16 protein-coding genes and 1 tRNA gene are annotated in these 15,535 nt (G+C 55.4%); 8 read left to right on the plus strand and 9 right to left on the minus strand.

Features of this window, described 5'->3' with window-relative positions; all coding sequences use genetic code 11:
* Positions 1 to 82 precede the first annotated feature (82 nt).
* Genes QP027_RS05290 through QP027_RS05300 form a run of 3 tightly spaced genes read left to right on the plus strand, consistent with a single transcriptional unit; the run spans position 83 to position 2,748 of the window.
* Entirely contained in the window at positions 83 to 1,075 is a 993-nt protein-coding gene (locus tag QP027_RS05290) for an ABC transporter substrate-binding protein (protein WP_284826934.1), read from the plus strand.
* The gene (locus QP027_RS05295; RefSeq protein ID WP_284826577.1) at positions 1,072 to 1,956 is read left to right on the plus strand and encodes an ABC transporter permease; all 885 of its coding nucleotides are present in this window, start codon (positions 1,072 to 1,074) and stop codon (positions 1,954 to 1,956) included. The genes QP027_RS05290 and QP027_RS05295 overlap by 4 nt, the downstream gene beginning before the upstream one ends.
* Positions 1,957 to 2,748, plus strand: a complete 792-nt coding sequence (locus QP027_RS05300; protein WP_284826578.1) for an ABC transporter ATP-binding protein — start codon at positions 1,957 to 1,959, stop codon at positions 2,746 to 2,748.
* A 6-nt stretch (positions 2,749 to 2,754) separates the two neighbouring features.
* Here the strand turns inward: QP027_RS05300 and QP027_RS05305 are convergent, their stop codons facing one another.
* The 5 genes from QP027_RS05305 to QP027_RS05325 form a co-directional block, all read right to left on the minus strand.
* A complete protein-coding gene (locus QP027_RS05305; protein ID WP_284826579.1) occupies positions 2,755 to 3,117 on the minus strand; it encodes a zinc ribbon domain-containing protein YjdM in 363 nt (120 codons plus the stop codon).
* A 43-nt stretch (positions 3,118 to 3,160) separates the two neighbouring features.
* Entirely contained in the window at positions 3,161 to 3,703 is a 543-nt protein-coding gene (locus QP027_RS05310; protein ID WP_284826581.1) for an excalibur calcium-binding domain-containing protein, read from the minus strand.
* Positions 3,704 to 3,860: 157 nt separating this feature from the next.
* Positions 3,861 to 3,934, minus strand: a tRNA-Pro gene (locus QP027_RS05315).
* A gap of 82 nt (positions 3,935 to 4,016) precedes the next feature.
* On the minus strand, positions 4,017 to 4,382 hold the full coding sequence (locus QP027_RS05320; RefSeq protein ID WP_284826582.1) for a YchJ family protein: 366 nt from the start codon (positions 4,380 to 4,382) through the stop codon (positions 4,017 to 4,019).
* Positions 4,379 to 5,539, minus strand: coding sequence for a bifunctional alpha/beta hydrolase/OsmC family protein (locus tag QP027_RS05325; protein WP_284826584.1), 1,161 nt, complete (start codon positions 5,537 to 5,539; stop codon positions 4,379 to 4,381). Before QP027_RS05325 ends, QP027_RS05320 begins: the two co-directional genes overlap by 4 nt.
* Positions 5,540 to 5,668: 129 nt before the next feature.
* On the opposite strand from QP027_RS05325, the gene secA2 reads away from it, so the two are divergent.
* The 5 genes from secA2 (at position 5,669) to QP027_RS05350 (ending at position 10,722) form a co-directional block, all read left to right on the plus strand.
* The gene (gene secA2 / locus QP027_RS05330) at positions 5,669 to 7,960 is read left to right on the plus strand and encodes an accessory Sec system translocase SecA2 (protein WP_284826586.1); all 2,292 of its coding nucleotides are present in this window, start codon (positions 5,669 to 5,671) and stop codon (positions 7,958 to 7,960) included.
* A gap of 105 nt (positions 7,961 to 8,065) precedes the next feature.
* Positions 8,066 to 8,494: an oxoglutarate dehydrogenase inhibitor Odhl gene (odhI, locus tag QP027_RS05335; RefSeq protein ID WP_284826587.1), complete on the plus strand. Its 429-nt coding sequence runs from the start codon at positions 8,066 to 8,068 to the stop codon at positions 8,492 to 8,494.
* Positions 8,495 to 8,703: 209 nt separating this feature from the next.
* Entirely contained in the window at positions 8,704 to 9,378 is a 675-nt protein-coding gene (gene ftsR / locus QP027_RS05340; RefSeq protein ID WP_284826936.1) for a transcriptional regulator FtsR, read from the plus strand.
* Positions 9,379 to 9,415: 37 nt separating this feature from the next.
* A complete protein-coding gene (locus QP027_RS05345) occupies positions 9,416 to 10,033 on the plus strand; it encodes a bifunctional nuclease family protein (RefSeq protein ID WP_284826588.1) in 618 nt (205 codons plus the stop codon).
* A gap of 122 nt (positions 10,034 to 10,155) precedes the next feature.
* Positions 10,156 to 10,722, plus strand: a complete 567-nt coding sequence (locus QP027_RS05350) for a MerR family transcriptional regulator (protein WP_284826589.1) — start codon at positions 10,156 to 10,158, stop codon at positions 10,720 to 10,722.
* Positions 10,723 to 10,818: 96 nt separating this feature from the next.
* Here QP027_RS05350 and QP027_RS05355 read toward each other — a convergent pair whose 3' ends face one another.
* From QP027_RS05355 to QP027_RS05370, 4 genes are read right to left on the minus strand one after another with little or no spacing between them, the layout of a single operon-like run.
* Positions 10,819 to 12,171 carry a vWA domain-containing protein gene (locus tag QP027_RS05355; protein ID WP_284826591.1) on the minus strand — a complete coding sequence of 451 codons (1,353 nt, stop codon included), beginning with the start codon at positions 12,169 to 12,171 and terminating at the stop codon, positions 10,819 to 10,821.
* Positions 12,172 to 12,205: 34 nt separating this feature from the next.
* A complete protein-coding gene (locus tag QP027_RS05360) occupies positions 12,206 to 13,072 on the minus strand; it encodes a 3-methyladenine DNA glycosylase (RefSeq protein WP_432418621.1) in 867 nt (288 codons plus the stop codon).
* Positions 13,073 to 14,137, minus strand: a complete 1,065-nt coding sequence (locus QP027_RS05365) for a hemolysin family protein (protein ID WP_284826594.1) — start codon at positions 14,135 to 14,137, stop codon at positions 13,073 to 13,075.
* Entirely contained in the window at positions 14,134 to 15,516 is a 1,383-nt protein-coding gene (locus tag QP027_RS05370) for a hemolysin family protein (RefSeq protein WP_284826596.1), read from the minus strand. The genes QP027_RS05365 and QP027_RS05370 overlap by 4 nt, the downstream gene beginning before the upstream one ends.
* Positions 15,517 to 15,535 lie beyond the last annotated feature (19 nt).

Consider the following 15,535-nt stretch of genomic DNA (forward strand, 5'->3'; position numbering starts at 1 on the left):
AGCAAGCTGGTGTCAGGGTAATCTCATCTCAAAATCCGGGATAGTCCCGGAGACCGATGAATGTGAAAGGTCTAACACCATGATGAGTTCCACATCCAAGCGCTGGTCTCTCCGTGCCCGTACAGTCACCGGACTCGTGACAGCGGCTGCGCTCGTCCTCGCTGGCTGCTCCGAGTCGTCCGACACCGCTGCAGGCGAAGGCTCCTACGATATCGGCATCAACCAGCTGGTTCAGCACCCAGCACTTGACGAAGCATCCGCCGGCTTCAAAGCAGCATTCGACGACGCTGGTATTGAGGTCAACTGGGACGAGCAGAACGCCAACGGCGAACAAGCTACCGCGCTGACCATCGCACAACAGATGGCTGGAAGCAAACTGGATCTCGTTCTTGCGGTAGCTACTCCTGCGGCCCAGGCAACAGTGCAGAACATCACCACTGAGCCCGTATTGTTCACCGCTGTGACAGACCCAGTTGAAGCGCAGCTAGTAGATTCGCTCGAAGCTCCAGGTGGAAATGCTACCGGTACTTCCGATATCACTCCGATTGCTGACCAGCTAGATCTACTTCAAGAACTGGTCCCAGATACCAAGCGCGTAGGCATCGTCTACGCTTCCGGCGAGGTCAACTCGCAGGTGCAGGTCGACGCTGCGAAGAAGGAAGCGGAGGGCCGTGGTATTGAGATCGTGACCCAAACCGTTACCAACGTTACCGAGATCCCACAGGCCGTTGAGGCGATTGGCGATGTAGATGCCTTCTACGTGCCCACTGACAACATGGTCGTATCCGGCATTTCCTCCCTGGTCCAAGCTGCTGAGGCGAAATCCATCCCGGTGATTGCTGCTGAAGCCGGCACCGTGGAAGGTGGCGCTGCAGCGACCATCGGCATCGACTATTTCGAGCTTGGCCGCCAGACCGGTGAAATGGCCATCCGTATTTTGGAAGAGGGCGCTGATCCGGGCGAAGTGGCTGTGGAGACCGCGACCGAGTTCACCTACTACGTCAACGAAGAGGCGGCTGAACGCCAGGGCATCACCATCCCACAGGAGATTTTGGACGAGGCCGAAACCGTATGATCGGCGCCCTAGAACTAGGTATCATCTACGGGGTTATGGCCCTAGGGGTCTATCTCACTTTTCGCATCCTCAACTTCGCCGACTTGACCGTTGACGGTAGTTTCACCACCGGCGGCGCAACCGCTGCCGTGTTGCTCCTTGCGGGTTGGAATCCCATCGCTGCAACGCTCATGGGTTTCGTCGCAGGCTTTCTTGCCGGTGTGATCACTGGCTTGCTGCACACCAAAGGTGGAATCGACGGACTCTTGGCTGGTATCTTGACGCAAATTGGCCTGTGGTCCATTAACTTGCGCATCATGGGTGGGGCGAATATTCCACTCTTGCGTCAAGACACCATCTTTACGCCTTTGCGTGATGCAGGTCTGCTTGGCAACTGGGCTGGAGTCGGCCTGTTGGGTGTCGTAGTCCTCGTTCTCGGCTTGGTAATCTTCTGGTTTCTTACCACCAACCTCGGCCTTGCGATCCGCGCCACCGGCGACAATGGCGCTATGATCACCTCCTTTGGTGTGTCAACCGACAACACCAAGATCTTGACTCTCGCCCTATCCAACGGCCTAGTCGGCGCATGCGGCGCTCTTGTCGCACAGTTCCAAGGTTTTGCGGATATCTCGATGGGCATTGGACTGATCGTCGTCGGCCTCGCGTCTGTCATTCTCGGTCAAGCGATCGTTGGTCAGCGTTGGGTTCTGCAAGCCATCGTCGCTGTGATCGTCGGTGCCGTCTTGTACCGCCTCATCATCTTCTTCGCTCTGCAAATCGGTCTCGACCCGAACGATATGAAGCTCGTTTCGGCGGTGCTGGTCGTCGCGGCGCTGCTGATTCCGAAATTGAGGGTGAATGGTCGCGGTACTGCAAAGAAGAAAGTGAAGGTGGCGGCATAAATGCTTAAGATCACTAATTTGCACAAGACCTTTTTCCCAGGCACCGCCAACGAGCGCGTCGCACTTGATGGTGTTGACCTCGCTTTGGCTCCCGGCGACTTTGTTTCCATCATCGGTTCGAACGGTGCTGGCAAGTCAACGCTGCTGAATTTGGTGTCGGGCCGTCTGCGACCTGATTCCGGCAGTGTCAATATCGACGGCACCGACTTGACCCGCATGAAGGAGCACACCCGCGCGAAGTACATCGGGCGTGTTTTCCAAGACCCGCTTGCAGGTACTGCTCCGAACCTGACAATCGAGGAGAACCTCTCGCTTGCTTATCGACGAGGCCAACGCCGCGGACTAGCACCCGCCCTCAACGGCAAGTTACGTGAGGACTTCCGCACCGAACTTGCTTCCTTGGAATTGGGCCTTGAAAACCGCCTGACCCACAAGGTCGGTTTGCTCTCCGGCGGACAGCGACAGGCACTTAGTCTTTTAATGGCTGGTTTTACTAAGCCAAAGATCATGCTTCTCGACGAACACACCGCCGCCCTGGACCCGCAGCGTGCAGGGCTGGTGACTGAATTGACCCACAAGATTGTCGAAGACGGTGGCCTGACCACCTTGATGGTGACGCACAATATGGAACAAGCGATCCGACTTGGCAATCGCTTGGTTATGATGCACGAAGGCAAGATCGTCTACGAAGCTGACGAAGAAGTGAAGTCCCGCCTCACAGTTCACGACCTGCTCGGCGAATTTACCAAGATTAAGGGCGCAACTCTTTCGGATAAGGCGTTCCTGGGATAGAACCAGCTACGCCTTGCGTACGATTGAAGACTTCAAGGTCATAGCGCCAAAGCCTTCGACCTTACAGTCAATATTGTGTTCGTCGGTAGTGTCTAGGACTCGGATACCGCGTACCTTCGTGCCAGGTTTAATGGGCTGCGCTGCCCCTTTGACCTTGACAGTCTTTACGACCGTCACGTCGTCGCCGTCTGCAAGTACATTGCCGACGGCGTCTTTGATCGCAAGCGATTCTGATTCTGTAGATTCCGCTGTGACACTAGGATCCCACTCGTTAGCGCACTCTGGGCAGACGAGTAGGGGATCCATCTCATAGGTGTAGGTGCTGGCGCACTCCGGGCACGGAGGAAGAGTGTAGGTAGATTCAGTCATAAACCGAGTGTAGCTATGAACGAACTAACCGGAGTTGTCCAAGCTATTCGCAAGCGATGCCGTCGCCATCTCGGTCCAACCCAGAGCGGTATCCTGGGCTGCCTGTGTAGAGAGGGGCCACTCCTGCAGCACGCGCCGCAGCGCAGTTTGCGTAGTAGGTGGATTGTGGTGCGGGGGCCGGAGCAGGTTCTGGCGCCGGCGCCGGGGCGGGCGGTGCGAAGAATCCGAGTTGCTGGTTGTTTTCGGCAGCTGCAGGTTCTGGGGCGGGTGCCTGTTCGGAAGTCGGCGTTGGGTCGGGTGCCGGTTCCTCCGATTGCACGGATGTCGGTTCAATCTCCGTGGTGACGGTACTGATAATAGTGGTAGCTTTCGTTGTCGCGGAGGTGGAAATCTTGGTGATGGTAGCCGTCACGGTTGCTGTAGGTGGCTGGGAGGCTGTCTGATCCCCATCCGTTCCGCATGCTGTCAATAGGACTAGAAGCGTACCAACACCCATGGTCAACTTGAAGGCAGTACCTGGAATGCGCTTCTTCTTTGGCTGTGTCGCGGAGGGAAATCCTGCAGTGAAATTGGGATCAAATGACATTTCGTAGCCTTCTATATTGGGAAACTTGACAAAGTAAATATAGACAAAAGATTGGTAGTTTCTGTGTAAAACGAAAAACTATTACCAAACTCTTGGAAATGTGGCCATAAATGAGACAACAAAAACAGGCTGGGATTATCCCAGCCTGTAAAGATTGTCGGACTGACAGGATTTGAACCTGCGACCCCCACACCCCCAGTGTGGTGCGCTACCAAACTGCGCCACAGCCCGTCCGCTGCGCTATGCAACTCCAGATAGGTTACAACACTGTGATCCGCGTTTGCCAATTGCCTTCGGCCAGTAGAGTAGAAGCCTAGGAAACATCCCCGTCGCTATAAACCCAGGTACGGTCATCAAGGCGCCGAAAAGTCGAGCGTTCGCGTTGGGAGCCTCCTCTATAGAAGGCCTCAAATTCGACTACACCGGTGTCGTCGAAAAGCCCGCCCTTGGCTTTATCGATGATGTTGAGCCGGAGAAACTCCACGGGGGAATCGCTAAGGTCTAGGTGCTCGGGGCGCGTTGCCGGATCCCACGTGCGCAAAAGATAGTCTTCGTCTTTTGTGACAAAAGCGCTAAACCGCGAGCGCATGAGTGCCTCCGCGGTCGGCGCATTGGCACCTCGGTGGTACTTCTCGCAACACTCGTTGAACGTGAGGCCGGTTCCACACGGGCAGATCATCGCAGGACCGTCACAACCTTGTGTTTGCGCAGGATCTCATCAGCCTCTGAGGTTTTAACAGCCTCAATCAGCGAGTTGCGCTGCGCCTCAGTGAGATCACCAATCAGGGAGATTTTGCGTTCAAAGGTAGCCCCCGTGATGTGGGTGACTTCGACGCGGACGTCATCAAGCTTCATGCCCTTTGCTGCTTCGCGAATAGACTGAGACGTGGATGCGGCGATTGAACCCATAAAAAGTCCCTTCGCGGTTACACCTTGACCCTTGCCCCCGGCGTTTTTCGGGCGATCGGTGGTAATTGCACGCCCAGAGGTGCGCACGACATCGCCGTAGCGAGTTCCACGGGCGGTGAAGGAGATGGCGTGGTCGTCGTGAGTTTCTTCTGGCTCGAATTCAGGTTTGATGTAGTGCTGGACCCACGCGCCAATCATGTCTGCTGCTCGTTGCGCGGCCCCCTGGCGCGTGACTAGGTGATCGGCTTTGTCTAAGCTCAAGAGGCTTTTCGGGTAGCGGGTCAACTGGAAAATAGTTTGCGCGTTTTCAATGCCCACGGTCTGATCGATGGGGGAGTGAAGCAAAAGCAGCGCTTTGCGCAGTTTTGGCAGGTAGGTCTCCGGGTTGGTTACCGCGAGGTCTTCGAGGAAGTCGCGGGAAATGACAAGGTCCTTTCCGCCAAGTGTCACGGTGACTGCGCCGTTTTCATCTGCCTCACTGATTTTGTCTGCGTAGTGCAGAACTGAGTGCGCCGGATCGAATGGTGCGCCAACGGTGGCCACCGCTTTTACCGTTGGGAGGTTCTTCTCCGCGGCCGCACGCAACACCGCGGCACCGCCAAGGGAGTGTCCGATCAATAACTGAGGAGCCTTGTAGTTCTGAGTTAGCCATTGGACTGCTGCCTCGACGTCGTCGACGTTTTGTGAGAATGAGGTGTCCGCAAATTCGCCCCCGGACTGTCCGAGGCCGGGGAAGTCGAATCGCAGTGTTGCAATGCCGTGTTCGGTAAGGCGCTTCGAAATGCGCGATGCGCCAGGAGTGTGGCGGGACCCAGCGAAGCAGTGGGCGAACACCGCATAAGCGGTAGCCGGTGCATCGGGTTGATCAATCGTGGCTGCCAATTCCACGCCAGTGGATGATGGAAATTTGACGTTAACTGACTGCATCGCGCTGGACCTCCGATGAACGACGAACGGGCTTCACTCCACAATAGGCGAGGTGTGAATTTGACGTAAACGCAACTGACGTAAAGTCGGTAGGAAACACTACGGACGTGAAGGAAGGACTTCGGTCACATGGGAGCATTCGATTGGTTCTGGAAAGCCATGGGCGCCACCAGCGAGCGCAACACCAAAAAGTCCAAAGGCATTGTCGACGCCGCTCATGCCCAGCTCGAATCGCTCGAAGAGTTAGAAAACCACGAGCTCTCCACGCGAGCCCGAGCGCTTGTCAAAGATGGCGAGATCACCGATAAGGCCGAGTTCCTAGCGCTATTGAGCATCGCTTCGTCCCGCACACTCGGAATGACCCCTTTCAACGTGCAGAATCAAGCCGTGCTGCGGTTGCTTGAAGGCGATGTGATCCAGATGGCCACGGGCGAGGGTAAAACTCTTGTCGGCGCTATGGCTGCCACCGGATTTGCTTTGACCGGTAAGCGCGTCCACCTGATCACCGTGAATAATTATCTCGCCGAGCGTGACGCAGAGTGGATGCGCCCACTCGTCGAATTTTTCGGCCTCAGCGTTGCCCCCGTCACCGAGAAATCTACTCGCGACCAACGCGTCGTCGCCTACCAAAGCGACGTAATCTACGCCCCTGTGACAGAAATTGGTTTCGACCATCTGCGAGACAACCAGATTACGAACCGCTCGCAAACAGTTCAGGTGCCAGCAGATGTCGCTATCGTTGACGAAGCCGACAGCGTGCTTGTCGACGAAGCTCTCGTCCCACTCGTGCTTGCAGGTTCCGAATCCGCGGTGCAGTCCACCGGCATGATTACCGATGTGGTGGCACATCTGGAAGAAACCGAGCACTACACAATCGACGCGGAGGGTCGCAACGTCTTTCTAACAGACGAGGGCGCACGGATCGTCGAAAAGCGACTTCGCATTGATTCGTTGTATTCGGATGAGCACATTGGTTCGACATTGGTGCGAGTGAATCTGGCGCTGCACGCAAAGGCATTGTTGCTGCGGGATGTGCATTACATTGTTTCGGACGGCAAGGTTGCTTTGGTGGACGGCTCTCGCGGCCGCGTAGCTGAGCTGCAGCGTTGGCCAGATGGTTTGCAAGCGGCGGTAGAGGCGAAGGAGGGACTCGAAGTCTCCGAGGGCGGACGCATCCTTGATTCCATTACTCTTCAGGCATTAATGCGCCGCTACCCAATGGTGTGTGGCATGACGGGCACCGCAGTTGAAGCAACGGACCAGCTGCGCCAGTTCTACGACCTTCATGTGTCGGTCATCGATCGTGCTAAAGAGCTCAAGCGGTTCGACGAGGCGGACCGGATCTACGCAACGATGGAGGATAAGAACCACGCCATAGTGGAGGAGATCGCGCACATTCATGAAACTGGACAGCCTGTACTCGTTGGCACGCACGATGTTGCTGAGTCTGAAGCGCTAGCCGAGGTACTGGAAGAACGTGGCATCAACGTTAACGTGCTCAACGCCAAGAATGACGCCGAAGAGGCGCGCATTATCGCCGAAGCAGGTGACCTTGGACGCGTGACGGTTTCTACGCAGATGGCTGGTCGAGGAACGGATATCCGTTTAGGTGGTGCGGACGAGGCTGACCATGACCAGGTCGCGGAGCTTGGAGGTCTGGCCGTAATTGGCACCGCCCGCCACCGCACCTCACGTCTGGACAATCAGCTCCGGGGACGAGCAGGCCGTCAGGGCGACCCTGGGTTGAGCCTGTTCTTCGTTTCTCTTGACGATGACATCGTCACAAGTGGTGGCGCAGACACTGAACTCACCGTCAATCCCGACGCGACGGGTCGCGTGGATTCAAAGCGCGTCAAGGATTTCGTGGAGCACTGCCAGCGCGTTACCGAGGGGCAGCTGCTTGAGATCCACTCGCAAACCTGGAAATACAATCAGCTTCTTGCCGATCAGCGAGATATTCTCGACCAGCGACGAGCACGTCTTCTTGATTCTGACCAAGCTCTCCAAGAGCTGTCGCAGCGCGCACCAGAGCGCACCGCCGCGCTAGAAGGGCTTGACGACGACGTCCTGACCCAAGCAGCACGAGACATAATGCTCTTCCATTTGGATGCGGAGTGGTCGGAACACCTCGCGATGATGGACGATGTTCGTGAATCTATTCACCTGCGAGCCATCGCCCGAGAAACACCGATTGACGAGTTTCACCGCATCGCGGTCCGCGAGTTCAAAGATCTCGCACAGCGCGCAGTGGACCAGGCTGTAGAGACTTATCAGCGGGTAGAAATCGATTCCCAAGGTGCCCATTTGGAAGATGCCGGCTGGAAGCGTCCAAGCGCTACGTGGACCTACATGGTTTCAGATAACCCGCTGGCAGGAGGCGGAAACTCAGTCGTTTCGGGAATCGCCAATATGTTCAGGTGATTTACCCCCACTAGATGTTGAATTGTGTTGCTTCAGGCACGAGGGCATCGAATATCGCTATGATTGGTGTAAGCGTTAGTCCACAGATAATCGTCAGGAGTAGAAATGAGCGAGAACACCGGAACTCCGGAAGCACAGGTAGAAACCACATCGGTTTTTCGTGCCGACTTGCTGAAGGAAATGGAGAACGGTGCAAGTTCCGCCTCCACCACCCAAGGTGTTGAAAACCTGCCTGAGGGCGCAGCACTTGTCGTCGTAAAGCGTGGTCCCAATGCTGGTGCCCGCTTCCTTCTAGACCAGGACACGACCACGGCAGGCCGCCACCCAGAAGCTGACATCTTCTTGGATGATGTCACTGTGTCTCGTCGTCACGCAGAGTTCCGTCGCAATGAGGGCGAATTTGAAGTAGTCGATGTGGGCTCCCTGAACGGCACCTACGTGAACCGTGAGCCACGTAATTCCCAGACTCTGTCTTCTGGCGACGAGATCCAGATCGGCAAGTTCCGCTTGGTTTTCATCACTGGTGAGCAGTAGATTCTAAAGAGACAATTGTGCAGCGACCACCCAAGTTCGGGTGGCTGCTGCATTATGTCTAGAATCAAGATTTCCATGGTTGATTCTGCAATAAGTATTCCGTGATCCCTGTCCAACCGTTTGAGAAGTAGTAGAGCTAGAGACATCCCGTGAGCGCAATTCGCAAGATCCAGCAGCGCCAGTCGGCACCCCGGACTGGTAAGAAGACCATGTCTATTGGTGTCGTCATCGAACGACTGCGGGGCGAATTTCCCGACGTTACCGTTTCTAAGATCCGCTTCCTCGAATCCGAAGGTTTGATCACGCCTCAGCGTACGGACTCTGGCTATCGTCGTTTTACTGAAGATGATGTCGATCGGTTGCGCTATATTCTGGTTACCCAGCGCGATAACTACCTGCCGCTGAAAGTCATCCGCGAACAACTTGAAGCGATGGACTCCGGGCAAGTTACTGCTGTGCTCAGTGCGGCAGATGCCGAGCCGATTATTTCGGCAGACAACTTTCGTGCGCCTGCTCCTACGCGTCTAACCGATGTCGATGTTGCCGACCAGGCAAACACTGACTTGGGCACAGTCGCTGAGCTCACCAAGGTCGGTGTCATCTCACCAGATGGCTCTGGGCTGTACAACCCAGACGACGTTCGCATCGTGACTACCGCTTTGGCACTTCAAGAATTCGGATTTGATCTGCGCCACTTGAAGTCATTGCGCACAATGGCATCTCGCCAGGCGGACTTGATCGCGCAAGTAGCTAGCCCAATCGCGAAGTCACATAAAGCTACCGCGAAGCAACAGGCTGAGGAGCTTGGCCAGCAGTTGACCGCGCTCGTCGTCTCACTGCACGCCTCCCTGGTTAAGAAAGAACTGCGCGACCAGCTGGACTAAGACGGGGCCATTGTGCCTCCGAGTAGACTAGGTCACTATGACTACAGTCCCATTGGCATACTACGGTGTTCACACTCTCGGCCCAGAAAACTTTCTTTGCGCATTGCTGCGTTGGGAAGAACGGGGTCGGATTATCCCAGTTTGGTTGCCGCCAGTGGAGGGCTCTCGTTTAGCAGTCGCGGATGCCGAGTGGGATCCGGATCGCCCCGACAGTCATGATCTCTTGACGGAAATCATTGAACGATCCACTTCTGGAGTGAAATCAATCGAGATCTCCAGCTACTACAACGGTACTTTCGTTGCCACCGTTGAACTCGAAGATGGGGAAGAGTACGACGCTCGGCTTTCCGACGCACTGATTCTAGCCAGCAAGCTTAATCTCTTGGTGGATGCAGACGAGGCGGTGCTCAATCAAGCTTCGATGTGGATCTCAGAATCCGACGCTCATGAGTTCTTCGGCCTAGATCTCCCAGAGACCAACAATGAAGAAGAAACATCGGCGAGCGGCGACGCAAAAGCTGATGCAGATTTTGCGTCATTGATGCGTTCGATGGGTGTCGATGCAAGTGATATCGCCATTGACCTGCAGGGCACGGATGATACAGATGTTACAGATGGTTCCAATGGGGTAGAAGATGACAAGGATGAGATTTAAGTCTAAACTTCAACTTGAGGGTTAGAGTTCGGCGTGTTACGCGCGCTAGGGCTTGACCAAAGTCTAAGGTTGACATTTAATAGCCTTATACGCGCACTTTTAAACACCATTGGAGTAATTACGTGACCACAAACTCTTTCGATCACGACGACGCGATCGATCAACCAGTTCAGGAGTCCTTGTTCGATCTCGGCCCATCCGACGAGGTGGGCTACCGTGTCCCAATCGCCTGCCAAGTTGCCGGCATTACCTACCGCCAGCTTGACTACTGGGCTCGCACCGACTTGGTAAAGCCATCCATTCGTGGCGCAAAGGGTTCCGGCTCCCAGCGCCTCTACTCTTTTAAGGACATCCTCGTCCTGAAGATCGTTAAGCGCCTGCTAGATACCGGTATCTCGCTGCAGAACATCCGCCTTGCAGTGGACAAATTACGTGACCGCGGCGTCAATGACATTGCCGAGATCACCCTTGTTTCCGATGGCACCACCGTCTATGAGTGCCGCAGTGCCGACGAAGTTATCGACCTCCTCGGCGGAGGCCAGGGTGTGTTCGGTATTGCTGTTCCAGGCATCATGAAGGAACTTACTGGCACGATCTCTTCCTTCCCGTCGGAACGTATCGTCCACGAAGACGAGAATGTCGTCGGTATCGACGAGCTAGCGGCACGACGTCGTCGCAAGTCCTCGTAATTAACTCTTGGTGTTGAAGTAGCGCAAAGAAAACCACCCGCTAGCCCCGATGAAGGGGAGAGCGGGTGGTTTTACTTTTCCTTGTGATATTTCCTACTACAGCCCGGCTGCCTGAAGTACCGACTTTTCTATATCGCCACTTGCAGGAGCCTTGACGACGAGCGTGGCGATCTCTTCAAGCGCCGGATCAACTGGCTGGTTTCCGACAGCCACTACGGACACCTCGACATCTTTATCCAATAGTGGTTGCATGCGTGCCTTGAATGCAGCATCGTCGCCTGCGGTATCGTCATACCCGCCTGAAATCAGAACGATCCTGTAGTCACCGTCATACTCTGCGACGAGGTCGGCCGCTGCCTCAACAGCTTCACGCGTATGTGATTGGCCATCGTTTTGCAGAACCGCAACGCGATTAGCCACTGCGTCCTTCTCCTCTGTGAACTGGACATTTGAGCGCCACCCCTTTGTCACACCTGGCGTCAGGGGAGAGGAGTAGTTCCACAGGGCTACCTGGTTTCCGCTGTCGATGAGGTCGTTCGCAGCCTTTCCAATGGATTGTGCAGCCGCCTGGGAATACGGCTCCATGCTGGTTGAAGTATCTAGGAGGAAAAGCGTATCCGCCTTAGCCGTAGCCTGTGGCGCAGGGGAGGATTCTGTCGGCCGGTTGCCGCGTTGTTCGCTAGCGGCGGTCCAGACCGCATCTTTGATCTCGGGCTGTGCAACCTCTCCCTCAAAACCCTCTGCAGCGAATTTGGCAAAGGCTGCACCCGCTCTAGCTTGGTCCTCATTGATACTGCCACCGGCGTTGAGTGGGAAGGCCGCATAAGTCAGCCGTGCTTCGGGAAGCTCGGTGAAAGTAGAGCCCTCGATGTTGTCCGATTCAATCCCGGCAACGTACTCGCCCTTGCCGGTGCGAAGGGCTTTCGCGGCATCTTGAGCGGTGTCGGTCAAGGTAGAAGCCACGATCGCATTAACAGAAGGATCGTTTTCGTAGGAAACGTCCGTAGCGGGGATAGACGATGGTTCGCTGATTGTGCTTTTGCCCCACAAGCCAGCGGTGACGGTGTGGACCGGCTGCGGATCGCCAGTTGCACTTGATCGTTCTGCCTTTTCAAGCTGTTTGGTGGTTACCGGGTTATTCGGACCGAGGTAGACCGCGGCCGAGGCTACATCGTCAACCAGTACTGGCTGGGCACAATAATCTCGAACGACTGGGTTTGTGTCCGACCAATCGTCGATAAGCTGCTGTGCCAGCGGTGTGTTGGCAGCTGCCACTGGCACGTTGAGCTCACCTGAGACGCATTGCGCCTCAACTGGTTGAACTGGTCCGTCATTGCGGAGGAAGAAAAACCAGACAGCCACTAGACCTAGTACTAGTAGCCCGACCAAGAATGTGACCGCGTTGGCGGCCAACTTGTAGTTGTTCTTCCCATCGCTGTGGCGACCCATGCTGCCTCCCACTAAAGTGTGATAGATCCTTGACCTATCCTATCTGGAAAAGGTCGCTATCTAGGAGATTTAATAAGCGCTCGCGCAGGCGTGTTGCTTGCCGAGTTAATTTACGCTGGCGGTGAACGTACTCGGTCTTACCTTCCGGCGTTTCAATCGGCACCACCTCGAACCCGAGGGCGCGACAGTCGTACGGAGAAGCCTCCATGTCCAACTTTCGAGCCTGTACTGCCAGCTCGAAACAATCCAACAGTAGATCTCCAGGCACTAACGGTCCCATTTTGACCGCCCATTTATACAGATCCATGCTCACGTGGACACACCCGGGCTGATCGTTAACTGCCTGAGTCTCCCTCTTCAACACAGTGAGGTTCAAAGGCAGAGCAGGCTTAGTAAAGAATCGGTAAGCATCATAATGAGTGCACTTCAAACGATGCTTGTCGACGACCGCATCCGTCCCCGCTGGGCCTAGCCGAAGCGGAAGATCATGCCGTGGCGCTTCGTCGTGGTACACCATTGCCCATTCGTGCAGGCCAAAACAGTCAAACTGAGGGGTGCGATGAATCGTCTTGGAAAGAAGTAGGTGGATTTCTTCTATGCCGTGGTAGCGCCGTTCAACAAAGCCTTGTGCATCGAACGTGACGGTGCCATCCTCGCTTAAAAGATAGTCCCGCCAGTGCGCCTGTGGAGCCTCACTGGCGTCTGCCATGCTGCGTCCAACCCCGGGGTGCCATTTGTACAGGTGGTTCGGCCGAAGCCGGTAATAGTCGAAAAGAAAGTCCCACACCGCGTGCTTCTCGCCTCTTCGCCGTCGCTCTAAGTGAGGCTCAACCCATTGAGCTGCTCGAGCGTGGTGCACCTCTTGCTCGGTCTGCCAAGCCTGTCGAGAAAGAAGCACGATCTATGCTTCTTCGACGCTGTTTTCGTGGGTCCAGTCTGTCACGGTGCCAACGTATTCTTCGATAAGGTCTTCGAGTGCAATGATGCCTACGAGTTCTCCGCCTAGACGGACCTGCGCCATGTGTGCGCTGCGACGGTGCATTGATGTCAGGGCCTCGTCGAGAGTCCCGGTGCCTTCAACAATGCTCAGCGGTCGAATGCGTTTGAGCGGAATTCTTACGTTAGCTTCATCGGATTCGAGAAGGTCGAGTACATCCTTGACGTGGATATAGCCCAACAATGCGCCTGCGGTGCCAGAAACAGGGAAGCGGGAAAAGCCGGTCTCGCGGACAGCCTCTTCGAGGTCGGACATCGGGATGCCGCCTGGGCGATTTTCTACGCTGCGCACTTGTTCCATAGGGATCAAGACGTCTTTCAAACTCAAAGAGTCAGTGTCTAAGGCTTTTGCAAGGCGAGCGGTTTCTTCAGCATCGAGAAGACCTTCTTGGCTGGATTCCTGAATCATCGATGCGAGCTGAACCTCGTCCACCGTGGAATCAAGTTCATCCTTTTGTTCCACGCCCACGGCACGCAGGGTGATGCGCGCAATCCAGTTGAGGAAACGGATGATCGGGCCGGTGAGTTTCACCCAGACGTCCATAGCTGGGGTCAGCCACATCGCGAGTGATTCCGGACCAGAGATCGCGATATTCTTCGGAACCATCTCGCCGAACAGAATGTGCAGGTAGGTGATGATTGCCAAAGCCAGCACGAAAGAAATCGGGTGAATCAGCTCGGGAGAAATGCCCCACGACAGAAATGGTTCTTCCAAAAAGTGTGCAACGGCAGGTTCGGCGACTTTACCTAGGATCAGCGAACAGATGGTGATGCCAAACTGCGCTCCCGCTAGATAAATTGATAAATGCTCGGTGGCATTGATGACGCGCTTGGCGCCCGCCTGACCTTGGGCCACTAGGGAATCGAGTCGGTCGCGTCGAGAAGAGATTAAGGAAAACTCGGCCGCGACGAAGAAAGCATTGGCTAGGAGCAGCAAGGCGATCAGCAAGATAGTAAGCCAAATACTCACGACTGATACTCCTTCGCGTCCTCATCGGAAATAGGTGTGAGGATCGCTCGGTCAACGCGGCGATCATCCATCACAGTTACTCGCGCGATCCAGCGTCCGCGGATGCCGGACTCAAACTCCTCCATTGCATCGTTTTCGGTTTGGGGGAGCAAAACCACGTCGCCAACATTGGGAATCGATCCCTTCGTTGCCATAATCAAGCCGCCAAGGGTTTCAAAAGGGCCGTCTGGAGCTGTATAACCTATGCGCTGAGGAAGCTCGTCTAGGCGCACCAGGCCCGAGATCTCCCAGGAGGAACCAAAACGCTGGAAGTCGCGCTCGGATTCTATGTCGTCATACTCGTCGTAAACTTCGCCAAGAATCTCTTCAACAACGTCTTCGATGGTAACTAGGCCTTGAGTGCCTCCGTATTCGTCGGCAACCATGATTACCTGCGATCCCGCGGAGCGGACGCGATTGAGCACCGAGTCGCCGTCGAGAGTCCCAGGGACGTAGGGGACAGACTTCGCAATCGAGTCCAAGGTGGTGGTGGCCCGCTCATCGCGCGGGATGGAAAAGGCATCTTTGATGTGCACCACCCCGACGGTCTCGTCGAGGTCGCCGCGTCGAACTGGGAAGCGCGAGTGGCCGGTTTCTCGTGCCAGTGCAATGAGCTCCGATACTGTGTCTTCGACGTCAAGGGAGTTGATTGTTGCCCGGGGAGTCATAAATTCTTCGGCGGTAGTCTCTCCAAAGCGGAGGGAACGATCTAGCATGCGAGCGGTTGAGGCATCCAATCCTCCGGACTGCGCTGAGTTACGCACCAATGCACCGAGTTCTTCCGGTGAACGAGCAGAAGCCGGTTCGTCGGAAGGTTGGAAACCAAGCTTGCGCACAAACCAGTTTGCAGAGGCATTCATGGCTTTGATGAACCACTTAAGCACCACGTTGAAGGCGTTGACCGGCGGAACGACGAACCGTGCCACTCCGAGGGGATTCGTAATGGCCCAGTTCTTTGGAACCAACTCTCCGAACACCATCGACAGGAATGTCGCCACGATCAATGCCAGGACCAAAGCGACGGCACTGGAAGCTGTTTCCGACAACCCCACAAGTTCTAACAGGGGCGTGAAGTACTCAGAAAGTACTGGCTCTGCCAAGAACCCGGTAGCCAACGTGGTCACCGTGATTCCGAGCTGAGCACCAGACAACACAAAGGAGAGGTTCTGGTAGTCACGTTGCACCGCCCGGGCGCGACGATCATTTTTCTCGTTGACGTGTTGGTCAATGGTGGAGCGCTCGAGGCCAGTAAGGGCGAATTCAATCGCAACGAACAGACCTGTCGACGCTGTCAGCAAAATGAAGCCGATCAGCGAAACGATGGATAAGACTATGTCCATGAGCTATACGACGCCACTT

The organism is Corynebacterium breve, assembly GCF_030252165.1.
Classification (GTDB): Bacteria; Actinomycetota; Actinomycetes; order Mycobacteriales; family Mycobacteriaceae; genus Corynebacterium; species Corynebacterium breve.